Genomic DNA, 24,322 nt, shown 5'->3' with positions numbered 1-24,322 from the left:
GCCAAAACCAAGAGCCTTTAAAAGCCGCGCAAACAGACGGAGATATTCATGCCAACAGAACAGTTTACAGACCGCGCGTCTTATTATGCTAAGCTCGAAGAGCTCGCGGGGAAATCCGTCTCCATCCAGGATTTGTTCAAAACAGAACCCAAACGTATGGACAATTTTGTGATGCGTGAAGGGCCATTAAGAGCCGATTTTTCAAAGCAAGCGATCAGTGAAAACGCCTTGAAAGCTTTGCAGGATTTTGCCGCCGCCTGTCACCTTGAGGAATGGCGCGCGAAATTATTTGCAGGCGATACCGTCAACACATCCGAGGGCCGTGCAGTTCTGCATATGGCCCTGCGCGGTGTCGGTGGATCCAAGGAGGTTCAAAAAGATGTCAAAGCGATGCAAAAACGTATGGCAATTTTCGCTGATAAAGTTCGCGGTGAGGGCAAGTTTAAAGCCGTTGTCCATATCGGCATTGGGGGGTCTGATCTTGGCCCGCGCTTGGTCGCCGATGCCTTTCAAGCGAGCGGAGAAATGGCTTTGGATTTACGCTTTGCCGAGAATGTGGACGGGGCGTCTATCAATGATGCGCTAAACGGCCTTGACCCGAAAACCACATTGGTCGTTGTCGTCTCCAAATCCTTCACAACCCAAGAAACGCGCATGAACGCCGAAGCCGCGCGTAGTTGGCTCACCGATAAGCTAGGCAAAAAAGCGGGCGCCAATTTCATTGCTGTCACGGCAAACCGGGACGGCGCATTGGATTTTGATATCCCAAGCGAACAAATTTTTGACTTCTGGGATTGGGTCGGTGGGCGTTATTCCGTCTGGAGCGCGGTAGGCCTGTCTCTACAAATCGCCTTTGGGCCCAAAATCTTTGATCAATTCCTCAAAGGCGCAGCCAAGATGGATATGCATTTTCGCGATCAACCTTTGCAAGATAACCTGCCCGTTATGATGGCGCTGACAGGTATCTGGAACCGCAATGTGCTGGGCTATAGCTCACAAGCGGTCATTCCCTATGCCCGCCGCATTCGCAAACTTGCCGCTTTCTTGCAGCAGCTTGAAATGGAGAGCAACGGCAAACGCATTACGCGTGACGGTAAAGAGGCGGGGCTGACCTGTCCTATTATTTGGGGCGATGAAGGCACGAATGGACAGCACGCATTCTTCCAGTGGCTCCATCAAGGCACGCCCGGCGCGCCTGTGGATTTCGTCGCCGTATTAAAGGATCACAGCGCTAGGCCTGAGCATCATATGGCATTGCTTGCTAACTGCTTTGCGCAATCCGAAGCGCTGATGCTGGGTAAGCCTGAATATAAAGTGCGGGAGGAATTGGAAGAGCGCGCAGATGCGGATGCGATCGCGCCGCAGAAAACATTCCCCGGAAACCGTCCCTCAACAACGATTACGCTAGATGAATTATCGCCATTCGCGCTTGGTCACCTCATTGCGCTATATGAGCATAAAGTCTTCGTCCAAGGCGTTATCTGGAACGTGAACAGCTTTGATCAATGGGGCGTTCAGCTCGGCAAGGTTTTGGCATCTACAATATTGGAAGAAATGGAGGCCGACGAAAAAGGTGAGCATGATGCCAGCACCACGGCATTGATGGGATTGGTAAAATAATTACTCCCAAACTTCGATATGATTTTTACGCGCAACGCGGTGTTTGGCGGTGAGCGTTAGTAATGGGGTTAAGCCGAGCGGCTCTAAATAATATAAGACGGCCTTTTGGTCGTCTTTTTTCATGCCCGCAAAATAATCAGTCACGCGTTGCAGCATGTAAAGCCGAATGGGTCTGACGGCGCATTGAATAGTAGCCTCGCCATGTTGAAAGCTACCAAAACCGAGCACGGCCATTTTTGGATTCATCGTCGCTGGGTCTCCGCTAGTCCCGCCGGGCAGGGCGTTCATGACATCAACATTCATCTGCATTTCAGGCAGGAAATAATCAGCGATATATTTGAATAATGGCGAAAGGGTTTCGGGCAGATCATGGCTTGGCGCATAATAAGGCATGTCTGAATAATCAGCATGGGGGACATTCATGCGTTCCGTCCAGCGAAAGAGGCTAGGCGCGAGATTTTTCATCAGGCCGCTAGGAACAGGGTCACGGGCCAGATGCGCGTATAGCGAACACATCATCCCGTAATCCCCAATGGTCGGCGCGGCCCCAAATAAATAAGGCGTCCTTATAAAATGCGCTTCGAGAATATCCATTAGCGCGTCAAAACTGCGCTCGACTTCGGGGATTGTCTCGGGCGTCACGCCCAGCGCCGGTAGGAAGCCGCTAAAGGTTTTCATTGTCTTTTTAATTTGTGCTTTGGCCTCATCTGTTGCGTCAGGGCCTTGCCAGCCGCCAAAGCCGTGAGTGATAAACCCGCTCGTGTCTTGCGGAAAGTTCCAGCGGTAATGCATGGCGGGGCGAAGCAAACCTTCATCGCCAAAGAGCTCCAAAATAAGCGCCAATAAATGCCGGAGCGGATCAGTAGGATAGGCACTTTCTGCGCTGAGGCTTTGGCCTTCAAGGTAATCGATTATATCCGTCGTATCTTGGACTATTGTGCCATCGGGCATTTCGATAACAGGAATAATGCGCCGCCCGATTTGCGGCAAAACAACATTTGTAAATTGTTCTGAGACGGGCGCGACTTCTGTAAAGTGAATACCCTGCTTAATGAGGTAACTTCTCACCTTCCCTGTAAACATAGAAATTTTTACGCCGTAAAGGGTGAGAGGTGCTGTCATATTAGATCGCTTCTAATTATTTATATTTATCGTTGAGTCCTGTGCCTGCTTGGATAAGAGGAATTATTTTCTCAACCCGTTTTTGCTTTGTCGCCGCCTGTTTAGCGCTTGAAATATAATCAGCAAAATCACATTGCTGTGCGGTCCGAAAGGCTTCGAATTTTGCGCGTAATTCTGCATCATCTATAAGCGCGGTTTCCAATAAGGGCGGCATCTTTAGGCGTCTCGGCGCAGATTTGGGCATGGCTTTACCCGCAAGGCTATGCTCAATGGATTCTGAAATATACTCTTTTATAAGCTCAGCTTTGATATCGCCGGCAGCGGTCATGCGCCATTGACGCAAGGTTTTGGTCTTTTCAGCCTGCGCGTTGATTAAAACACCAGCGGGATCATTTAAGAACACGCCTTGGTGAAACCAAAGGCCGAAATAAGATTTAAACCCGGCCATTCCAACGATGTTTTTTCCGCCATAGGTGTAGCAAGGCATACCCCATTTGATGGTTTCCGTTAAATTCGTCGATAGGATGATGCGGCGTAAGGCCAAAAGTTCATCCTGCCAATGGCTTATATCTATAAGGTAATCATCGACGGTTTTCTTTCGGCTCATGATGCCTCGCTTTGGGTGGCTTCATATTGGCCGGGCGCTATTCCGTACCAGCGTTTAAAGGCGCGGTTAAAAGCGGCTTGATCATTATAGGCCAGTGATTGCGCGATGGAGACAAAGCTCTCATCCCGCGCGTGGAGTTCTTTGAACAGCTTTTTGCGCTCGTCTTCCAACAGGTTTCTGAAGCTTATATTTTGTTGGCTTAGCATCTTTCTGAGTTGCCGCTCGCCTAGGTTCATTCGCCTCGCGACGACGGTCAGGTTGACATAACCTTCTGCCATTGCCCCTTGAATGGACGCCTCTATGGCAGCTCTTAAGGTCTCAATCTCATGGCTTAGATTTAAAACCTTATCCAAAAGGGCGACGCATTGCGCCAATTTTTCGGGGTCGCGGGAGATGAGAGGTTTGGTAATGGATTCGGGATGAAACTCAACATGGTTGCGCGGCATCCCAAAGACGATAGGACATTGCACGACTTCTTCGTAAAAGCTAATATCCTCCGGCGCCCTGGGCATCAGATGTGCTTCTTTGAGCTCTTGGCCGGCGGCCCAGCTGAGCCATCTTAGCATCGTGGCCCAAGCCCCGAAAACCGCACCCATAACATGATGCATGTCTTTGGCAGCTTCATAACGGTTATATAGAAAAAAGTGTCGGCCATCTTCTATGCGGTATTCGGGCATGCCGACATCCACGGCCAAACATTGATAACGGCGGTTCAGCTCAAGGGCTTGGCCAATATTATCGCAATAGGAATAAATGGCGCCTGTTTTTTGATAATCATTGACGCGAAATTTATACCCGACACGAATGCCGATCCGCGGATCGGAGAGCGCTTGGGCGGCGACTTGATACATGTGTTCTGCGCGCTCGGCCTCTATACGAGCCTTCGGATTTGCAAGGATATCTTCACCAATGCCCAGAGCGGCCAAAGCGTTTTCACGTGGAAAGCCGAAATTCTCTAGCTGTTCAATCTGAATAGCCAGATAATTTGAAGACACCGTCATATATAAATGAGGATGAAGAATATTTTCAGAGACGCCCATATCTATCCACCTGGATAAATAACAAGCATTTTATGTCATAAAAGACAAGGTAAAATAAATTCAGATTGAAAATACGCAGAACAGCGCTGTTAAGTGTATGAAATATGTTACCCCGTTTTCTTAGGTAGGTCCTTATAATTACCGGGCCGTTTTTCACCCTTGGACACCATAGCCTCCATCATCTCACTGGGAATGAGCATGGACATATTCCAGACGGCAATGTTGTCTAGAGAGTCCGCTGTGCTGTGATCGCGAGAATAAGAAATAATGCGTTTACAGCCATAGACAGAGAGGGGCGGCTTACTGGCAATGTCTGCCGCCATCTCCATAACGGCGCTCATCATCTCCTTTTGGGAGGCGTAAACCTCGTTATATAGGCCGCGATCCTTGCATTCGCCGGCATGCATTTTCCGGCCTGTATAGGCGAGCTCGCGCACAACGCCTTCAGGCATATGGTTTAAGATACGCGGAAAGGTGCCGACGTCAGCGACCATACCGACATTAATTTCATAAATTGTAATAAAGCTGTCTTCTGTGCCGTAGCGCATATCGCAAGCGGTGATCAGATCAACGCCGCCGCCATAACATCCGCCTTGTACGGCCGCGAGAACCGGAATACGGCATTGCTCAATGGCTGTAAAACTATCCTGCAAAGGCAGAACGCTGTTATGATAGAAATTCACGCCATAAGCAGGATCATTCTTATCACGAATGGCCCCGATATCACTGCTGAACATGCCCACATCAATCCCGGCTGAAAAAACCGGCCCCGTTGACGAGATGACAATCACCCGCGCTTTTGAATTATTATCAATGTCGCGGATGATCTCAGGCAGCTCTGTCCAGAACTCTTTGACCATCGCATTGCGCTTTTCAGGGCGGCTCATCACGATGTGAGCGATATTATTCTCAATTGAGACGTCAAAACATTTATAGCTCATATGAGGCTCCTAAATCTTAAACAGATAGCCCTTGGCGGGGCTGGCATGGCCATTGAGGAAATCCTTATAGGTTTTCAGAAGCTCTGTAACCTCATGGCTTTCTGTGATGTCCAGCCAATCTTTGGCGGTCTCGCAAAAGGGAAGCCAGAGAGCCGCCAAATTTTTAGCAAAGCCTTCGCCGCCCCAATCTTTCATACGAATCTTAACACGGTCAGGAGCAAAGAACATTGCGGGCGGAGCGCCGAGTTTTGGGGGCCTCGGAGGTGCGCCGTTCCAATGGGACTTCCCAACCATGCAATTATAGACAATATTTTCTTCAAAATGGTCATAAACATTGGCCATGACTTTGCCGTTCCCCGCCATATCGACAACGGTAGTTTTTACGTCAGGGTTCATATCTGTGATGGTGTCATAGGTATAAACCTCATCATAAAATCCGGTGCCTTCAGTGAAGGCTTTATTGCCTTCTGACGTCAGCCCAATAACTTTCACGCCGCCGCGCTGCTTGAGGCAATAGGCCGTGCCCATCGCCGTTTTGGAGGATGCCGAGAGGAGCAGGACCTGCTCTGCGCCGAAAAAGTTTTCATCAGCAAGAAAATCATCAATCAGAAAGCTTGTGGTAAAGAGAGGGCGCAAGACAGGCTGCAAATCTCTATGTGCTGCAAAGCTCGGATCTTTATCTACAAAGGTGTAACCATTATAAACAGGGTGTAATTCGGTGCGGTGATCATTGCCGTCCTGAAATCCAATAGGCGTCAATTTTACGGGTTTCATATCAAAGTTTTGGGTAATGGGTAGAAAGCCGTAAATCAGTGTTCCTGCGGCGATGTCTTCGCAATTTGACTCTGTGACTTTGGCGTAACCCCAGACGGGCATTCTGCCCCATTCTGAAACCTTAGAGTCGTCCATCTCAATGCCATAAGCTTTGGGGTCAAAAAATTTCCAATATCCGATTTGCTCGCCCACAGCCATATAGGTGATATTATTGGAGGTCAGCGCCCAAGGGCCAACGGCGACGCGGATAAACCCATCTGCCAGAGAGGCTTCTTTCGCGCTCACAAGGGCGACATCGGCAAAATCGGATTTATTTACGAGCAGTGTTTGGGTCATTAAAAGACACCTCCATCATCACAACTAATTAGTAATTGTCCCTCAAGCCCCGCGCGGCGGTGCTTATGTATTTTTCGGTAAGCGTCTGAGCTAACAGTTTCAATCATGATAGCGGCATTGGGATATTTAAATATCGCGACCGAATCCCATTCCCCATTTTCATTATTGGCACCGTCACCTTTGCCAATCATCCAGGCGTTTAAATTTCCGCCAAAGATGGCCCCGCCATCTATGCCGCTCTCTTTTACAAGCTTGGCAAAGGCAGAGGCATAACGGCTATAAGCTTCGCGGCCCGAAATATCCTCCCCGTCATTATAGGTCGCCCGGTCCTTAAACTTTAAAAGGTTGAGCATAAAGACTGGTTCTTCCGCGCCTTTATGTACGAGGAAATCTTTTAGCTGCTGCGGGGTCGGGTCGAGCGCGTTGAGAGTTGGCATATATAATATTCTTTCTAAATCGGTGACCGAAACCGCTAGCGGTTTCGGCGCCTCATTGCATTTGGTTTCCCGAACCAAATGCGGTCGTTATGCGTTATAGCTGGGATGTTCCATAACATCAGAGGCCGACCTTGCGACCCATTCACTCGGAATAAAGAAGTCAGCGGCGAGGGGGCCATCATATCCGGGCTGATTATATTGCTTAAAATCTGTTGTGCCAGAAGAGGCTAATATAAATTCATCAATAGCAAATTGGCCTGTATAGTCTTTGGCGTCTTGATTGAGCAGCACATAAGCCGCATCGGCCATGATAGCGGGCGTGCGGCTCATCTTCGCCATGCTGTCCCCGCCTAGTACATTTCGCACTGCCGCTGTATCAATTGAGGTCATAGGCCAAAGCGAATTAACGGCTATACCATCTTTGCGAAACTCTTCGGCCATGCCGAGTGTGCACATGCTCATGCCATATTTCGCCATAGTATAGGCCGTGTGATTTTTAAACCAACGCGCCGACATATCCAGAGGCGGGGCGATATTGACAATATGTGGGTTCGCGCCTTTTTTAAGATAGGGATGACATTTTTGGCTCAGCATGAATGTACCGCGTGCATTGACCTCATTCATCAGATCATAACGCTTCATCGGTGTATTAGTCACAGGCGTCGGTGACACGGCGCTGGCATTATTGATACAAATATCAATTCCGCCAAATTTCTCAACACAGGCAGCGACGGCTGCATCAACAGCCGCTTCATCACGAATATCGCAAATGAGGGGGAGCGCTTGGCCGCCCGCAGCCTCGATCTCTTTGGCGGCGGTGTAAATTGTGCCTTCTAGCTTTGGGTGCGGCTTAGCTGTTTTGGCGGCGATAGCAACATTGGCTCCGTCTTCGGCGCATCTCTTTGCGATGGCGAGGCCAATTCCGCGAGACCCGCCAGACATGAAGATGGTTTTACCTTGAAGTGACATGAATTTTCCTATTTCCTATGATTTAAATAACCTTATGCAACAAATTGCATATCTACAAGGGAAACTCACAATGGCGCTAGCCGAAGCTATATTGGTCTGCCTTACCGAACGTCCCATGAGTGGATACGACTTGGCGAAAAATTTCGATGCTTCTATCGGATTTTTCTGGCGCGCCTCGCATCAGCAAATTTATCGTGAGCTCGGGCGCCTTCGGGAAAAGGGGTATGTGATTAGTGAAGAGGTGAGCCAAGAGGGCAAGCCCAATCGCATCATTCATACGCTTACGCCTGAGGGTAAAAAAGCGCTGCGGGCGTGGTCTAAAAAACCTGCGCGGCAACCGTCCCTCAAAGATGACATGCTCGTTAAATTCTATGCGCTGGAGAATATGGATTTAGATGCGCTGAAAGATCAACTCACCATACGCATGGAACAACACCAGACAAAGCTGTCGAAATATTACCGTATCAAGGAACGCTATTATGATGGCAAGACTTTGGATTTGACGCAAAAGGGTAAGTTAATTGCGCTGGAAATGGGCATTGATCAAGAGGTTCAAACGATTGAACGATTAGCTGAAGCCATGCGCAAGATTGGCGAGCTTTAATTTAAAAAACCTTGCCAGTATCCGACGTCGATCCATTTTCCGAACTTAAATCCGACTTCTTTGAAATGACCGGACTTTTTTAGTCCAAACTTTTCATGAAGTTTAATGCTTGCGGCATTCGGAAGCGTTATTCCGCCAATCACGACATGATAGTTAAGTGACTTGAGTCTCTCAAATAATACTTCATAGAGCTTACTCCCGAGTCCTTTGCCAATATGTGTGGGTGATAAATATACTGTGACTTCCACAGAATAACGATAGGCACACCGCCCTTTCCATTTACTCGCATAAGCATATCCCATGATATTTTGTGCGGAATCTTCGGCTACAAACCAAGGAATATTTTGGTCTTTTAAATCAGATATACGCTGCGCAATATCTTTGGCCGTCACAGGACTTTCTTCAAAGGTGACAATCGTCTCCAAAATATAATGATTATATATTGTTGCGATGTCATCTGCGTCTGAAAGTTCGGCGGCTCTAATTATCATACTATACTCTGGTTTTGTGAGGCTCTAATATCGACTTAGGCATGTTCAGGACTCTTTTCTTGCTGTTCCCAAAGCGTCTCATAGAGCCCGCCTTTCTTGAGCAGCTCGCTATGCGTGCCTTGCTCTGCGATTTCGCCATCTTCCATTACGATGATTTTATCTGCGCCTGTTATGGTTGACAGGCGGTGAGCAATGACAAGGGTGGTGCGGTTCTTGGCGGCATTATCAAGTGCCGCTTGAATATCGCGTTCCGTGACGCTGTCGAGTGCAGAAGTGGCTTCGTCCAAGATAAGAATAGCGGGATTTTTCAAAAGAGTTCGCGCTATAGCCACGCGCTGTTTCTCTCCGCCCGAGAGCTTAAGCCCTCGCTCGCCCACCATCGTGTCGTAACCTTTGGGCAGTCCCGCGACGAAGTCATGGATCTGCGCCGCTTTGGCTGCAGCTTCGATTTCATCTTGCGTGGCATCGGGCCGCGCATAAGCAATATTATAGCCAACAGTATCATTAAACAGCACAGTATCTTGGGGCACAATACCGATGGATTTACGAAGGCTGTCTTGGGTTATATCGGCAATACTTTGCCCGTCGACGGTCACGGCTCCGCTCTCAATATCGTAAAATCGAAACAAGATGCGAGAGAGCGTCGATTTCCCTGCGCCTGTCGGGCCGACAACGGCCACTGTCTGCCCCGGTTTTATATCAAAGGACATATCCCTCAAGATGGGCCTGTCTGGGTCATAACGAAAGGCGACATTCTTAAACGTGATTGCGCCTTTAACGTCGTGAATATCTTGCGCGTTTGATGCGTCTTGAACTTCAGGTTTAATGTCCAATAGCGCGAACATTTTTTCCATATCTGTCAGGGCCTGTTTAATCTCGCGGTAAGCAAAGCCGAGAATGTTGAGCGGACGATAAACCTGCATCATGACCATTGTGATGGCGAAGATGTCCCCTGTTGTCATGCTCCCGTCCAGCACGCGCTGCGCCGACAAAAGGACGAGTGCGACAAGGCCCAAATTCATCAGAAAGCTCTGCCCGATATTAACCGTGGCGAGCGAGGTGCGCGAGAGGATGGCGGCCTTTTGATAGCCTTCCATAGCGCTATCATAACGCCCTGTTTCAAACTTTTCCGCGTTGAAATATTTGACCGTCTCGTAATTTAAAAGGCTATCAATGGCTTTGGCATTTGCCTCTGTATCTTTCTTATTCATATCGCGGCGGAATTTCAGTCGCCATTCTGTTGTCGTCACGGTAAACCAGATATAAGTGATGACGACGGCCACAGCGATAAGCGCAAATTCCCAGCTATAGGCAATCCAGAACGCCGCTCCGGCGATGGCGAGCTGTAATAAGGTCGGGCCGATATTAAAGAGCAGAAACCGGAACAGAAAATCAATGGAACGAATGCCGCGTTCAATGATGCGGGACAGACCGCCCGTGCGTTTCTCAAGATGATAGCGCAAAGATAATTTATGCAAATGGGCAAAGGTTGAGGTCGCCACCGCGCGCTTGGCATATTGCGCAACGGGGGCGAAGACATATTCCCGGCCTTCCGAAAGCATAACCGAGGCGAGTCTAAATCCGCCATAGGCGAGGATGAGCAAAATAATTCCCATGCCGATGGCATTCCCAAGCCCTAATTCCTCAACTTGTATATTCATGGCGTCAATGGCGCGGCCCAAAAAGAAAGGCGCGAGAACAACAATAAACTGTCCAGCAATTGTAAATATCATCGCCAGATGGGTGCGTAATTTATAGGTGGGCTTGTCTTTTGGCCAAAGATAAGGCCAGAGCCTCCAAAAACTTTTAAGCTGATAGCGAAGCGACTGCTCGTTAAGACTTTGCTCTGCTTTTTCCTGTTCTGGCGTTTCCGGCGGCATTAAAGCGATGTGGGACAGTTAAGAGATAATTACAAGCCTCGTAACCCAATCTAAACGCCTTTCTGATAACGACTTATTGTGTGGGAAATGAAAAGAGTTGAGGACAACATGTCTGCTGTTAAAAAAACAATACCGCCGCAACCACGTGGTGTTGATCGTCGTAGCCAGCCGCGCCACGAGCAAAAAGATTGGCGTGTGAACCAACGCTCTTATGAATTTATCGGCGCAACTTTTGATCCGCTAACGCCTATGCAGACTTTGGCGCGGGCGAAATGGGTCACGCCTAATCATGGCTTTCGCTATATTGTGACGCCAAATGTCGATCACTTGGTGCGTTTGCATAATGAGCCTGAAGTTTACGGCCCGCTTTATGAGGCGTCATGGCTGTCGGTTTGCGACTCACGCATTTTGGAATTACTGGCCAAAGTTTCGGGCATTCCGCTATCTGCTGTACCGGGCTCTGACCTTACAGGACAGCTCTTTGACAATGTCATAACGCGCGACGAGCCTATCAATGTGATTGGCGCAGATGAAGAGATCATTTCCAAGTTGAAAGAGATTTACGGCCTGACGACAATTAATCATCATGAGCCGCCATTTGGTCTGCGCAATAAACCTGAAGCGGTCGCTGCCGCAGCAGAGTTCATTGCGAATAACCCCGCGCGCTACACCTTTATCTGTGTGGGGTCCCCGCAACAGGAAATGGTCGCCAAAGCGGCGCTGGAGCGCGGCGATTGTATCGGTCTTGGCCTCTGTGTTGGGGCGTCACTGGAATTTCTCGCGGGCCGCATTAAACGCGCCCCAAAGTGGATGCAAAGATATCGCCTAGAATGGTTATTCCGTTTGGCCTCTGAACCTAAACGCCTGTGGAAACGTTACCTCATTGAAGGGCCAAAGATTTTCTGGCTGTGGGTGAGATGGTCTATGCAGAAGAAGAAGGCTTAGGCTAATCCAACCACTCAACTGAGATATCAAAAAACTCTTCCTGCGTTTCCCCGTCGCCTTTAACGATTGTGTGATAGGTCATATCTTGAACCCATCCAGTAGAGAGGTTTACAGAGCATTTGGCGTAATCTTGACGGTCAATTTCTAATGCTTCCATTTCTTCAGATGAAGGAGTTTTATCTGGGACAATTTTTTTGAAGAGCTCAAGAGTCAAATTTTTCAAACTTTCTGAGTTAAAACCTGATTTATATTCAATTATCCCTATATTCTTTTTGCGATCTATAGACTTTAGTTCATATGAAATATCCGAAATTAGAACGCCTTCACCGAAAGGGCTCGGAGCCTCCACTTGTTGCTCTAAAGGCTCGCCTATGTGGAATTCACTGTTTTGACAAACAGACATATAGGACGGAATCTTGATCATTACATGTGCTAAAGTCTCCTCATCCATTCCTTCAAATATTGCTATAACGCTAGCTAAAACTTCAGGGTCGGTATTTTCGAAAACAGGAGAGTCAGATAGTTTTGACAATAGGTTTTCTTTATCATCTATTCTGAGAGGCTGCCCATCAGAAATGCCTATGAAGGAGAACGGAATGCCAATTAACATGCTTGCGGCCTGAGGGCTTTTCTTAGTTATTGTCATTCCTGAGACTTTGACTGATTGCGTTGTCCAGCTTCCTTGAAAACCGTCTTCAGTTTTTTCAATTACTTTAAATATACCAGAGATATTCCCCGTATTAGTTTTACCGTCCTTGGTTTTAGTATGGGAATACTCTATTTTGGCTGTGCTATTAGATTTTATAACTAAGGGTATCGGTACAGCTTCATCATAACTGTCTTCTGCATTCGCGCACCCGAAAAGAAAAAGACTCGAAACTACTGTCGTTATAATTTTATTCATTTTCTGTTCCAATTAACCAGATTATAGCCTGCCTATTAGAGCTTGGTATCGCAAGGGGTTAATCTGCGTTCATCATCACTCAACACCCAATATTCCAAAATTCTTACGGTAATAGTTCAGCACATCTTCGGTAACAGGCACGTCATAAAACGCGCCTGTGAAAGTAAGGATGATGGTGAGGGCGATAAGGCCGCCGAGCCATGGCAATGTCTTTTTTACCCTTCCAAACTTTCCAGGCCATCCAAAATGTAAGGCGCAGGCGAAGTGTACAAAAAACGAAAGAACCGCAAAGAAATAATAGGGCCAAAAGAAAAACTTTATGGGGCTGATATTCATGCTCCCCGCCGCCCAATAAAAATCTGTCTCAAGGCCAAAAACGCTATGGGTGAATATGGCGGCGCCCGTATGAATAATCAGAAAACCCATCAGATAAAGCCCGCTCAAAACCTGTGCTTTGGCCCAGAACGTTTTATTTTTCCGTTTGGCTTTAAGGCGTTTGAGCCCTGTAACTATCTGGGTGAGAATAGCGATGACTAACAGGGTCTCGCCGAGAGGGTTGCGGTAAATCCATTGGACAGCATCAAGGGCTTTCAAGTGCGCCTCTATGCCGCCAAGCGCAAAGAGATGAACGGCCAAATGCGTAAGAATAAATAGGCCCAGTATAAGGGCTGTTGCGCGATGTAATGGCTTCGCTTTCATGATAGCAATGTTCCATCCTGCTTATAGCAAAACAATGCGGCGTGATGTCTGCGTCGTAACCCTTGCCAATCTCCAGTTTGGCAATGTAACCTTCTGTAAAAATATGGGGAGACTTATTGTGATCGATACAAAGGCCATGCCGTTTCTGGCAGATATTCCGCGCCATCAAGCGGCGCTTTACGGCAGTGCGACGGCGATGTGGTTTGAGGGGCAGGAAACGACATTCGTGCAGCTCGATAGCCGCTCTAATCAAATTGCCAATGGCCTTATCGCGCTGGGCGTGAAGCCCGAAGACCGCGTAGCCTATCTCGGTAAAAACATGGATGTTTATTACGAGATATTATTTGGCGCGAATAAAGCGCGGGCGGCTTTGGCGGCGATGAATAACCGTCTTGCGGCGCCTGAATTGCAATTTGTTCTGAGTGATAGCCAAGCTGTCGTGCTTTTTGTCGCCCGCGAATATTATGAGATAATTGAGAGCATTTTGGCGGAGTGCCCAACCCTCAAAACCGTCATTGCGATTGATGGCGATCATAGCGATTGGACGGATTTCACGCCGTGGCGCGATGGTCAAGACGTTGCCGACCCCAAGCTTTCCCATGACGGCGAAGATGATGTGTTGCAACTTTATACCTCCGGCACGACGGGGTTGCCTAAAGGTGTGCAGCTTACAAATAATAATTTCCTGAGTTTTTTCGAACAAGCCGCTGAGTTGATCTGGGCGCATTACGACGTGGGTGATCCTGTTCTCGATGCCATGCCGCTCTTCCATATTGCGGGAGTGAATATTGGTTTGCTGTCTCTCATTCAAGGGGCCAAGGCGGTTATCCTGCGCGAAATTCATCCCATCCATATTCTGGATTTGATAGAGCAGCAAAAAATTCGCCACGGCTTTTTGGTGCCAGCTGTTATTCTTATGCTGACTCAAACGCCGGGCGTGCGGGAACGCGATTTCTCCTCTTATAAAATTATGTCATACGGCGCATCTCCGATTGCGGAAAGCCTTCTCCTTGAGGCGGCGGATATTTTTGGCTGCCAATTTACCCAGGTTTACGGCCTGACCGAAACGACAGGCGGGGCGACTTATATGCTCCCCGAAGCGCATGATCCTGCGCGGGGCAAGCTTCGCTCTTGCGGGGTGCCTTATCCAGGGACGCAAATTAAATGTGTCGATGAAGACGGGAATGAAGTTCCCCAAGGCGAAGTCGGTGAAATCCTCATTAAATCGGGCTTTGTCATGAAGGGGTATTGGAACCGCCCAGAGGCGACAGCCGAAGCCATAGAGGACGGGTGGTTCCGCTCAGGTGATGCGGGCTATTTTGACGAGGAGGGATTCCTCTATATCCATGACCGCGTGAAAGATATGATCGTCTCGGGCGGCGAGAATGTCTATCCTGCCGAAGTCGAAAACGCGCTATTTGGCCATCCTGATATTGCGGATGTCGCCGTCATTGGCGTGCCGGATGAGAAATGGGGAGAAGCGGTCAAAGCGATTATAGTTTGCAAAGCGGGATGCAGTCCCGCGGCAGAAGATATTATCGCTTATGCCAAGAGCCGTATCGCAGGATATAAGTGCCCAAAATCGGTCGATGTTGCTGAGGTGCTCCCGCGTAATGCCTCAGGCAAAGTTCTGCGCCGTCAGCTCCGCGAACCTTATTGGGAAGGCACAAAACGCCGCGTGGGGTGAGTATAATGCCGAATGAAGCGGCCATTATTGGGCATACAAAAAGATGGCTGTCCTCGGTCGTGATAGCTCACAATTTTTGCCCTTTTGCCAAGCGGGAATTTGACTTGGGCCGCATTCATTATGAAGTCATTGAGGCGGCAGAGGTTGGGCTTCAATTGGAACGCCTCGCGCTTGAATGCGCCAAGCTGGGCGCCAGCGCCGCTATTGAAACAACCCTGCTTATTTTCCCGCGATTGCTTGACGACTTTGATGATTATTTAGACCTGCTGGATATGGCGAACGGCATGATACAGGCTCAAGGCTATGAAGGCATTTATCAGCTAGCCAGTTTTCATCCCTCTTACCGCTTTGAAGGTACAGGGGAGGATGATGCGCAGAATTATACGAATAGGTCGCCTTACCCTATGCTCCACATATTGCGCGAAGCCAGTGTTGAAGCTGTGCTTAAAACTTACTCGAACCCTGAAACAATCCCGCAGCGTAATATCGCGCTGACTGAAACATTAGGCGCGGACACTTTGAGGGCTATGCTTGAATCCTGCCAAAATAAACTCTCCACTTAAAAACAAATTCTAATGATGGCCATTTGGCATTATCGCTTTATAGCGGAGCCAATTAATTAACAGCGCGGAGCTATCTATGTCTGACCCCCGTTTATTAAAAGGCCAACAGGCTCGAAAGCGTATTTTAAAAGATGTGAAATCGCGGGTTAAAGCGATAGCAGAAAAACGGCCTATGGGCCGGCTGGTCTCGATCTCCATTGGCGGTGAGGATGATGTCGCAATTTATATTCGCGGCCAAGAGCGCGCAGCGCAGCGCGTGGGCATTCCCTTTGACGCGCAGTTCTGGCCCGCTGACCTGAGCCAAGAGACCTGTAAGGCGAAGATTACAGCCATGAATGATGACCCCGATGTTCTGGGGATTATTCTACAACGCCCCGTGCCGGATCATATCAATGTGCGCTCACTGCAATCGGCTATTCACCCGCTCAAAGATGTTGAAGGTATGAATCCAGCCTCTATCGGAAATATTGTTTATGATGATTTGACGCTTGCGCCCTGTACAGCGGCGGCTTCAGTCGAACTGATTAAAGAGACGGGGCTCACGCTAAAGGGGCTTGAAGTTGTTATCATCGGGCATTCCGCCATTGTCGGAAAACCCGCTGCCTTTATGTTGATGGCCGAAGGGGCGACGGTAACAGTCTGTCATCACATGACCCGCTCTGTGGCCGCTCATTCGCGCCGCGCGGATGTAGTTGTTGTAGCAGTTGGCAAGGCGCACCTGATTGGCGCAGATATGGTCAAGCCAGGCGCCGCCGTGATTGATATCGGCATCAATCAAATCACGCATAAAGACGGCCGGACCGAAATTGTCGGAGACGTGGATACAGATGCCGTGAAAGAGGTCGCCAGTTGGGTCACGCCTGTCCCAGGCGGCGTCGGCCCTGTAACCGTCGCAATCCTCATGCAAAATGCGATTACCGCTTTCGAAAAACAAATCGCGGCGGGATGGTTGGATTAGTTATGCGATAATGGCCTGGGCCATTTCCGCAAATATATCCGCGATTTTGCCGTCATCTGCCGCCGCAGGAATACCTGCATCACCGCTTTCTCTTATCACCATATCGAGCGGGGCTGCACCGAGATAAGGGACTTTCATGTTTTCGGCTTCGGCCCTTGCGCCGTCTTTACCAAATATGTGATGGGCACTGCCGCAATCGGGGCAGATGAAAACGGCCATGTTCTCAATGAGGCCGAGTATCGGGATATCAACTTTTTCGAACATCTTTACGCCTTTACGGGCATCAGCGAGTGCGAGGTCTTGCGGAGTTGAGACGATGATGGCGCCTTGGGGTTTTATGTCTTGGGCGAGGCCTAATTGCGCGTCTCCTGTTCCGGGCGGCATGTCGATGATGAGGTAGTCGAGTTTGCCCCAATTCACATCCCAGAGCATTTTAGAAATCGCGCCCTGAACCATCGGCCCGCGCCAGATAATCGGTCCGTTATCTTCAGTGAGGAATCCAATCGACATGGCTTTGATGCCGTGAGCCGTGAAGGGCTTGATTAGGCGGCGACCTTCATACTCTTCGGTCTTGGCCATGACGTTTTTTAAGCCCAAGAGAATAGGCGCGCTGGGCCCGTGAATGTCTGCATCGAGCAGCCCGACGGATTTTCCAAGTTTGGCCAAAGCCACAGCTAAGTTGACGGCCATTGTCGATTTGCCGACACCGCCTTTGGCAGAGCTGACAGCTAAGACGGTTTCAATCTGGCTGTCGCCTTGATAGCCGTCAGGACGGCGGGCTTGGTGGGGAACGACCCGCTTTTTTGGAGCCGCTGATTTACCCAATTGGGGCGCAGCTTTATGCGCAGTCAGAATGACAGAAGCCGTCTCCACATCCTCCAAGGCGGCAAGCGTATCTTCAGCCGATTTCCGAACAGGCTCAAAGCCGTTTGCCAAAGCAGGATCAATAGAGAGTACGGCGCGTAGTTGACCGTCTTTGAAAATCAAATCAGCAAGCATGCCCGAGGCGACAATGTCCCGTCCTGTGCGGGGGTCACGAATTTCGGAAAGCGCTTTAAGCGCAGCGGATTCTGAATAAGCCATAAGGCGCTCTTACGGCAAAGCTTCAGTCGTGTCAGCAGGGCTCGAACAGGCGCGGCGAATAGCACCAGTGGGGGAGAGAAGGAGTGGGGGATTGACGTCTTGTCGTTTCGTTTTGGGCTTATAAAAACTCATAAATACATCACCATTTTTCTGTGGAGCCAATACTGTGACGCGGTGGGGAAGTTCAGCTTGATAGGCGAGCTTAAAAGCTCCTTCGGGCCCGCTAAGACGGAATAATTTGGCTTGATCCGTTTGGCCGTTATCTTGCGCTATCACCCAAAAGGCTTTGGCATATTGACCGAGCGGGGGCGGGGTGACGGGGATGATGGCTGTGATGTTTTCAAGCGGCCCTGACATTAAAGGTTTGAGCGGAAGGCTGTCCCCCGACGCATTGTCATAATAGCGTAAGTCGCCGCCATTACGTCCTGCATCAAAGCCCACAAGATATCCGTTTTTTGTGGGCGATATTGTGCTGATAAAGCGGCGCTTATCTCCGCTGGCCTTAAAGCCCAAATCGACAAGGTCGAAAAAGGGAAGGGCTTTGGCATCATCCTTAAAGTCTTTTGCTGCGGCTGAACAATAGGCTGAAGCCGCACTTAAAGAGGCTTTCCAATATTTCATGCGCCCTTTTAAAGAGCCAGTTTCTATGCCGTCTAAGGCGGTCAGAGTCGCAACCTGAACGGCCATTATTGGATGATCTTTTAAGGCGTTTAATGCGGGTTTGGCGCGCTCTGTTTTATTGCGGCCCAAAGGCAGAGCGGCGGCTTGAAGAATGCGCCAATCCCCTGGGTCGCTTAGGGCCTCAATAAGGATATTAGTCGCGGCGTTATTTTCAAACTTGCCTAAGAGACGCACGAAACCCAGTTTTTGATCCCCCGTTTTGCGGCGGAAATAATTCCAATATGCACTTAGCCAAAGGTCTGGGGTTTCACCTGCTTGTTGGGGCATATTGCGTAAATAACCCTTAGGCAAAATGGGATAGCTTCGTAGCGCGAGCTGCATGACATTGTAATATTGGCTCGGCTCAGACAGCAGCGGAGCCTCTGCGCTTTGCATTATGGCATCAAATCCTGCCAGACGGCCCATCAGGCTCATCTCTGAATCTTCTGCTAAATCTTTGGCGAATTTAAGGTAGAAACCATCTTCGCGTCTTTTATGCCGCTCGCGCAAAACATGAGAGAGTGCAAAGGCGGCTTTTGTCTGATCGTCTTTCAATCCGTAAAGCGTAGCGACTAAAGCCTTGAAGGCTGTCTCAGGATCTTGCTCAAAGAGCTTTTGATATGCGGCAAAAAGGGTTGGGCCATCTTCGGAACGCAAAAGGCGCGTAAATACCGGTGCCGTTTTAGCCGGTTCAAAATTTGCCATCAGCTCAACAAGCGCTGGTGTAGGGTCGTCTAAAATCGCCCGCGCGAGTTTCCCGTAATCATCAGGCCTCAGCGGGAAGTCCATCTTCCGCGCAACAGTCGCCGCAATAATATCGCGCGAGACTTCGCGGACTTTTGGGTTGTCATCAGAGAGCGTCTCAATCATTCGCGCGCGCATAAGCGGGGAGAGGGCGCTCTTCATTATCTTGGCGTGAGTGTCCAGATCTCCGCGTGGCCAGAGGGCGGCGACTTTGCGCTGTTCATCAGGCGTAAGGAGCGTCTGGCCTTTAGCGAGCACCGCTTGGGCACGGCGCATATCCGTCTCGTCATCGCTGGCGAGCATATCAATAAGCGCGGCTTTGCCCTTGCGACCGAAGCGTTGAAATTCACTGTTTAGAACGCGGTAATCAAAACTGTCAGGGGCGTGGCGCTCGACAATGTCAACACATTGGGAAAGCGTTTTGCAAACCCGAATTTCAGCAGAAGTGAGAGCCGGTTTGGCCTGCGCTAAGCTTCCTAAAGCTGTGCTCAAAACAACTGCTGATATGATCCCCGTAAACCGCATAAGCCGCGCATAAAGACTTATGCGCAGCGGTTCAAGCGGTTAGCTCTGTGAGGCGAGTTCTTATTCAGCAGGAAGTGCCGTTCTGTCCCACTCTCCCAGAGCTTCAGGGGATATAGAGGCGCTGAATTTAGGCTGAGGCTGACCCTTGATAAGGTATTTCATGCCCCGCCCGATATCTGCGCCAATGCCGTAAAGGGCCGGGACAAAGAACAGCGTGACGAACAGCGCAAAGAGCACGCCAAAAGCGAGGCTGATCCCGATGGGAATGAGCCACTGAGCTTGCAATGACTTTTCCATCAAGAGGGGCATCAAGCCGATAAAGGTCGTGAGCGAGGTGAGTAAGATTGGGCGAAACCGCCGTGTGCCGGCCTCGACCAAAGCTTGCGCCCCATCCATGCCTTGCGCGCGGAGGCGATGCACGTAATCTAACAAGACTAGATTGTCATTTACCGCCACGCCTGCTGCCGCAAACATACCTAGAATTGAGAGTAGCGACATTGTTGCGCCCATTGTCATATGACCAATGATCATTCCGCAATAACAAAAAGGAATGGCGGCGAGCAAAATCAAGATAGGTTCAAAGTAAGATTTGAAAGATACTGCGACGAGGAAATAAGCCGTCCCAATCGCAATGAGGAAAAACGTCATCAGCTCTTGCTGGAATTCGGCTTCGCCTTGGGCCCGTCCAATATTCCCGCGCGTTACATTAGGGTGCCGCGTATCAAATTCATCAAAGAAACCATCATTTAGTTCTTTGCGAATTTCATCAATACGGTCCGTCACAACTTCGGCAGAGACGATAATAGCGCGTTGACGTTCGCGGCGCAAAATACGGTTTGTGCCCTTTTCAAAGCGTAAGTCAGCCACAGCACCAAGGGGAAGCTCCCGCCCATCAGCCGTTCGAATGCGGATGGACTTTAAGAAGTCAAGCGACTCTCTGTCTGCGCGTGGGTAACGCACATAGACGCGAACATCTTCGCCGTCGCGGGGCAGCCGCTGAACTTCTTCGCCAAAGAATCCTTGGCGCACCTGCCGCGCGACTTCAGCTGTCGTCACCCCAAGGGCTTGCGCGCCGGGTTTAAGATCGAACTGGACTTCTTCCGATGCGCTTTCCATATCATTGACGACATTAAACACACCTTCATAACTGCGCAGTTGCCCCATTAAGTCATCTGCCGCCGCTTGGAGGTCCTCAAAGGATTTGGCGTTGAGCACATATTCAATGGGCGGCCCGTCATTATTATCCTTGTAATTGACGGTAATTTTTTCCGCGTCAGGCACGTCGCCGATAAGCTCACGCAAGCGTTCTGCTGTTTCTTTAGCTGTGAGCGAGCGAGTCTCCGGCGGCACCAATTTGACCAAGGCAAGAATATTGTCATCGCGTGAGCGCGTGTACCAATTTTCGATCAAGTCACCATCTTTGGCTTTAATCTCTTTCTGAAGCTCTTCCTCGGCATGCTGTAATTGCGAGAGAACTTCTAGGGCACGGCTATAGGGCGTGCCTTCTGGGAGCTCGACAGAGATCTCAATTTGATCGGATTCAGACTCGGGGAAGAATGATGATTTCACAAGCCCATTTGCCACAACACCGACCGTCATAATCATCAGCGCCATAAAGAGCGACGCAGTAAGGTAGCGGCGGCGCAAGGCTCTGGTTATCAAAGGACGATAAATATTTTCAGCCACCCACATCAGGCTCCCTGAAATTTTCGCCTGAAAACGCATGATACGGCTCTTGGGATCGACGGGCTTTAGATTGGCGAGATGCGCTGGCAATATTAGAAGCGATTCCACGAGCGAGAAGAACAGCGCCAGGATAACAACAAGCGAAATCGCTCGCGTGAACTCACTCGTGCCGCCAGAGAGATACATCCACGGCGCAAAGAAAATCATCGTCGTCAGAACCGCAAAGATGACGGGTTTAACAACCATTGTGGTGCCGTTGACCGCTGCGTCCAAGCCGCGTTCCCCGTCTTCGGTTTTAAAGTGAATAGCCTCTCCGACAATAATGGCATCATCGACAATCACGCCAATGACTAACAGAAAGGCGAATGTTGAAATCATATTAAAGGATACACCAAAAAGCGGAAGAAGGGCCAGGCCGCCGGCAAAGGCTGTTGCGATCCCGATAGAGACCCATAAGGCAATTTTCGGCCGCAAAAACAGCATCAAGGTCAAGCAGACCAAGATCAAACCTGTGAAGAAATTATTCGTGATGGAAGAAATTCGTCCAGCATAAGTATCAGCTTCGTCTTCCCATGTGGTGATGGAGATGCCTTTGGGAAGAGTACCGTCTAATTTTTCAAGGTAGGATTTTACATTCTCAGAGGCCTTGATGATATCCATATTTGGGCCGCTTTGAATTTGAACAAGAATAGTGCGCTTGCCATTGACTGTGGCGAGGAGGTTGACCTGTTCAAACCCGTCAATCACGGTGGCGATATCTTTGACGCGAATGGTGGCCCCGCCAGCGCTCTGGCTGACAATGATATTTTCAAAATCCTCTTGTGTATCGGCCTGGTTGCGTGTGCGTAGCTGCATATTTCCGATTTGAGTGCGCACCGTGCCGGAGGAGGCATTAACCGAGGTGCCGCGTACAGCTTGGGCAACCTCATTTAGCGTGAGACCATATTGACGAAGGGCGTCCTCCGAGACCTCGATTGATACTTCTTCATTGCGCACGCCAAAAAGCTCCACCGCCGGGATAAAGCCCAGCAAACCGATCTCGCGGCGTGTTTTTTCGGCAAAGCGTTTCAGCTCGCGTTCTGACACGGACTCATTACCTGAAACTGCCAATCGAATAATCTCATCACGGTTTCGGAAGACATTTATTTGCGGCTCTTCGGCGGCTGGTGGGAAGGCATTGATGGAGTCTACCGCGCGCTTCACATCAGCCATAAGAACAGCTTCATCGACATTGTTCTTACCAACTACCGTGACCGAGCCGCCGCCTTCACCTGCAAAGGCCCACATGCGGTTCACGCCCTGAACTTCGGAGAGCGCCTCTTCCATGCGCACGATAATTTGTTCTTCGACATCCTGCGGCGAGGCCCCGGGCCAAGCGATATAAGTCCAAGCTCCAGGGAACTCGACATAAGGGTCAAGCTCGCGCTCAATTTGCACATAGCTGACAATCCCGCCGATAAAACAAATCAGCATCAACAGATTAGCGGCGACAGGGTTGCTGGCCCACCATTTAATTATCTTTTCCATTATGGCTCTCCCTCAGTCGAGGTCGAGGTGGCCGTATTTGCGCTAGTCTTTACGACTTGGATTTTCATGCCATCAGCTACGCCGCGAATAGGCGAGGTAATAACCGCGTCACCAATCTCTATTCCTCCGCCTAAGATCGCTTCGTCTTTATTAGATGACATGACATTTACGGTCATAATTGAGAGCGTATCACCTTTTGCGATATAGACTTTATCCTCGCCGCGCAGAGCTGCGCGGGGAATAACGATCATGTTTTCGAGCTTTTGCCCTTTGACAGCCGCATTGACGAAGAGACCCGGCGCAAGCGGAACGCCATTACTGGCACCGCTTACAAAGGGATCACGCACTTCGGCATAAGCATAAAGCACGCGTGTCTTGCTATCAAAGCGGCTGTCAGTCCGGACAATACGCCCTTGCCATTCGCTGAAAGTTCCGGCTACGTCAGCCGATAATGTTACGGGAATACCAGCGGTTTTTCCGCTAGCTTCAAAGCCGAGTGAAAGGCCCGCGCGGCGAAGCTCTGCATTTGTCATAGGCAGCCGCACATCCATAAGATTGGTGGCGTAGATCTCTCCAAGTTTTGTGCCAGCAGTTACAAATTCACCCTGATCGACATGGCGCATCGTCACTCGTCCCGTGAAAGGCGCATAGAGCGATGTTCGGTTTAGCTGTAATTCTGTCTCCGCGAGGCGGGCTTGGGCTGATGCGAGCTGGGCCTTGGCCTCTGCCATTTGCGGCTCTCTTAGAGTTAGAGGTGTGGGATTTCCAACGCGGCCCAATTCTTCCCAATCCCGGCGTGCCATATTTGATTCTGATATCTCGCGGGTGACGACAGTTTCGGCTTGGGCGACGCTGGCCTTGGCTTGGGTCACGCGCAGCTCAAATTCGGCGGAGTCAATACGAACTAAAAGGTCGCCTTTTTTAAAACGGCCGCCTTCTATGAATTTGGGCGACATATAAGTGATTAGCCCGCTGATCTGCGGCACTATATTGATCTGCGTGCGCGGCTGCACCTCACCTTGGACATTGACCTTTAGCGTTACATCATCCTGAGTGGCGATGGCGGTCAAAACAGGAATAGCTTTCACCACATCTTCTTTTTCCTCAGGCGTAGGTTTCAAAGCGCCCATCGCCGCAAAGCCGCCTATTGCGCCGCCAATGACGAGGACAGGCAGTACGAATATAAGCGCGCGCCAGATCCAGAGGCGCTTTCGCTCGGCTTTTTCACGCGCGGAATGGGGTAAGGTTTCGCCGGCCCCTGACGGAGTCCGGGCGTTATGTGAATCAGTCATTATCGCCTCCGACCGGTTGGCACACCGGTTATAAGGCGCTTATAGCAGATAATTATTGATTATCAATAAAAATTTATTGAAAAACATATCGATATTAGATTTTTATTTTCTACCCCGAAGAAGAGGACGTCACCAGAGACCATGTTTTTGGTGAAAGTTTGGAAGAAATTTACCTTTTATTAAGGTCATCTATTGGCGGAACTGTAACGGCTTTAGCCTAGTTTAATT

At 49.6% G+C, this 24,322-nt stretch carries 21 protein-coding genes; 6 read left to right on the top strand and 15 right to left on the bottom strand.

The genetic code is table 11. The features are described from left to right. Nucleotides 1–48: 48 nt before the first annotated feature. A complete protein-coding gene (pgi, locus tag F569_RS0113380) occupies nt 49–1,620 on the top strand; it encodes a glucose-6-phosphate isomerase (protein ID WP_026942611.1) in 1,572 nt (523 codons plus the stop codon). Here the strand turns inward: pgi and F569_RS0113375 are convergent, their stop codons facing one another. The 7 genes from F569_RS0113375 to F569_RS0113345 all read right to left on the bottom strand — a co-directional run bounded on the left by F569_RS0113375 (nt 1,621) and on the right by F569_RS0113345 (nt 7,846). After that, a complete protein-coding gene (locus F569_RS0113375) occupies nt 1,621–2,742 on the bottom strand; it encodes a glutathione S-transferase family protein (RefSeq protein ID WP_026942610.1) in 1,122 nt (373 codons plus the stop codon). Nucleotides 2,743–2,758: 16 nt separating this feature from the next. Further along, nucleotides 2,759–3,349 carry a YdeI/OmpD-associated family protein gene (locus F569_RS0113370; protein WP_026942609.1) on the bottom strand — a complete coding sequence of 197 codons (591 nt, stop codon included), beginning with the start codon at nt 3,347–3,349 and terminating at the stop codon, nt 2,759–2,761. Beyond that, a complete protein-coding gene (locus tag F569_RS0113365) occupies nt 3,346–4,389 on the bottom strand; it encodes an AraC family transcriptional regulator (protein WP_026942608.1) in 1,044 nt (347 codons plus the stop codon). The genes F569_RS0113370 and F569_RS0113365 overlap by 4 nt, the downstream gene beginning before the upstream one ends. 107 nt (nt 4,390–4,496) lie before the next feature. Then, nucleotides 4,497–5,330, bottom strand: coding sequence for an enoyl-CoA hydratase-related protein (locus F569_RS0113360; protein ID WP_026942607.1), 834 nt, complete (start codon nt 5,328–5,330; stop codon nt 4,497–4,499). A gap of 9 nt (nt 5,331–5,339) precedes the next feature. After that, entirely contained in the window at nt 5,340–6,440 is a 1,101-nt protein-coding gene (locus tag F569_RS0113355; RefSeq protein ID WP_026942606.1) for a DUF2855 family protein, read from the bottom strand. Beyond that, nucleotides 6,440–6,877 (bottom strand): DUF1330 domain-containing protein, encoded by a 438-nt coding sequence (locus F569_RS0113350; protein ID WP_026942605.1) that lies wholly within the window; start codon nt 6,875–6,877, stop codon nt 6,440–6,442. Before F569_RS0113350 ends, F569_RS0113355 begins: the two co-directional genes overlap by 1 nt. An 87-nt stretch (nt 6,878–6,964) precedes the next feature. Beyond that, nucleotides 6,965–7,846: an SDR family oxidoreductase gene (locus tag F569_RS0113345; protein ID WP_026942604.1), complete on the bottom strand. Its 882-nt coding sequence runs from the start codon at nt 7,844–7,846 to the stop codon at nt 6,965–6,967. A gap of 34 nt (nt 7,847–7,880) precedes the next feature. Between F569_RS0113345 and F569_RS18160 the strand changes: the two genes are divergently transcribed. Beyond that, on the top strand, nt 7,881–8,450 hold the full coding sequence (locus F569_RS18160; protein WP_233353674.1) for a PadR family transcriptional regulator: 570 nt from the start codon (nt 7,881–7,883) through the stop codon (nt 8,448–8,450). On the opposite strand, the gene F569_RS0113335 is transcribed toward F569_RS18160, so the two are convergent. Both F569_RS0113335 and F569_RS0113330 read right to left on the bottom strand, forming a co-directional pair. After that, nucleotides 8,447–8,941, bottom strand: a complete 495-nt coding sequence (locus F569_RS0113335) for an arsinothricin resistance N-acetyltransferase ArsN1 family B (protein WP_233353673.1) — start codon at nt 8,939–8,941, stop codon at nt 8,447–8,449. The genes F569_RS18160 and F569_RS0113335 overlap by 4 nt on opposite strands. A gap of 35 nt (nt 8,942–8,976) precedes the next feature. Continuing rightward, complete coding sequence (locus F569_RS0113330) at nt 8,977–10,821, bottom strand: ABCB family ABC transporter ATP-binding protein/permease (RefSeq protein WP_026942602.1); 1,845 nt, start codon at nt 10,819–10,821, stop codon at nt 8,977–8,979. Between the two features lie 108 nt (nt 10,822–10,929). On the opposite strand from F569_RS0113330, the gene F569_RS18155 reads away from it, so the two are divergent. After that, nucleotides 10,930–11,766 carry a WecB/TagA/CpsF family glycosyltransferase gene (locus F569_RS18155; RefSeq protein ID WP_034388939.1) on the top strand — a complete coding sequence of 279 codons (837 nt, stop codon included), beginning with the start codon at nt 10,930–10,932 and terminating at the stop codon, nt 11,764–11,766. Between the two features lies 1 nt (nt 11,767). Here the strand turns inward: F569_RS18155 and F569_RS0113320 are convergent, their stop codons facing one another. Further along, nucleotides 11,768–12,670, bottom strand: coding sequence for a hypothetical protein (locus tag F569_RS0113320; protein ID WP_026942601.1), 903 nt, complete (start codon nt 12,668–12,670; stop codon nt 11,768–11,770). A gap of 75 nt (nt 12,671–12,745) precedes the next feature. Then, complete coding sequence (locus F569_RS18150; protein ID WP_051279896.1) at nt 12,746–13,369, bottom strand: hypothetical protein; 624 nt, start codon at nt 13,367–13,369, stop codon at nt 12,746–12,748. Between the two features lie 103 nt (nt 13,370–13,472). On the opposite strand from F569_RS18150, the gene F569_RS0113310 reads away from it, so the two are divergent. From F569_RS0113310 to F569_RS0113300, 3 genes are all read left to right on the top strand, one after another. Further along, nucleotides 13,473–15,056: a long-chain-fatty-acid--CoA ligase gene (locus F569_RS0113310; RefSeq protein ID WP_084169032.1), complete on the top strand. Its 1,584-nt coding sequence runs from the start codon at nt 13,473–13,475 to the stop codon at nt 15,054–15,056. Nucleotides 15,057–15,061: 5 nt separating this feature from the next. Further along, nucleotides 15,062–15,619 carry a DUF1415 domain-containing protein gene (locus F569_RS0113305; RefSeq protein WP_026942599.1) on the top strand — a complete coding sequence of 186 codons (558 nt, stop codon included), beginning with the start codon at nt 15,062–15,064 and terminating at the stop codon, nt 15,617–15,619. 76 nt (nt 15,620–15,695) lie between these two features. Further along, nucleotides 15,696–16,577, top strand: a complete 882-nt coding sequence (locus F569_RS0113300; RefSeq protein ID WP_026942598.1) for a bifunctional 5,10-methylenetetrahydrofolate dehydrogenase/5,10-methenyltetrahydrofolate cyclohydrolase — start codon at nt 15,696–15,698, stop codon at nt 16,575–16,577. Here the strand turns inward: F569_RS0113300 and F569_RS18145 are convergent, their stop codons facing one another. From F569_RS18145 to F569_RS18135, 4 genes are read right to left on the bottom strand one after another with little or no spacing between them, the layout of a single operon-like run. Then, nucleotides 16,578–17,660, bottom strand: coding sequence for an Mrp/NBP35 family ATP-binding protein (locus tag F569_RS18145; RefSeq protein ID WP_051279895.1), 1,083 nt, complete (start codon nt 17,658–17,660; stop codon nt 16,578–16,580). Between the two features lie 9 nt (nt 17,661–17,669). Next, complete coding sequence (locus F569_RS0113290; RefSeq protein WP_026942597.1) at nt 17,670–19,589, bottom strand: HEAT repeat domain-containing protein; 1,920 nt, start codon at nt 19,587–19,589, stop codon at nt 17,670–17,672. Nucleotides 19,590–19,649: 60 nt separating this feature from the next. Continuing rightward, nucleotides 19,650–22,802 (bottom strand): efflux RND transporter permease subunit, encoded by a 3,153-nt coding sequence (locus tag F569_RS18140; protein WP_051279894.1) that lies wholly within the window; start codon nt 22,800–22,802, stop codon nt 19,650–19,652. After that, nucleotides 22,802–24,094, bottom strand: a complete 1,293-nt coding sequence (locus tag F569_RS18135) for an efflux RND transporter periplasmic adaptor subunit (protein WP_051279893.1) — start codon at nt 24,092–24,094, stop codon at nt 22,802–22,804. The genes F569_RS18140 and F569_RS18135 overlap by 1 nt, the downstream gene beginning before the upstream one ends. Nucleotides 24,095–24,322 lie beyond the last annotated feature (228 nt).

The organism is Hellea balneolensis DSM 19091 (genome assembly GCF_000428525.1).
In the GTDB taxonomy this organism is placed as follows: Bacteria; Pseudomonadota; Alphaproteobacteria; order Caulobacterales; family Maricaulaceae; genus Hellea; species Hellea balneolensis.
This window is presented reverse-complemented; position numbering and strand designations above follow the sequence as displayed.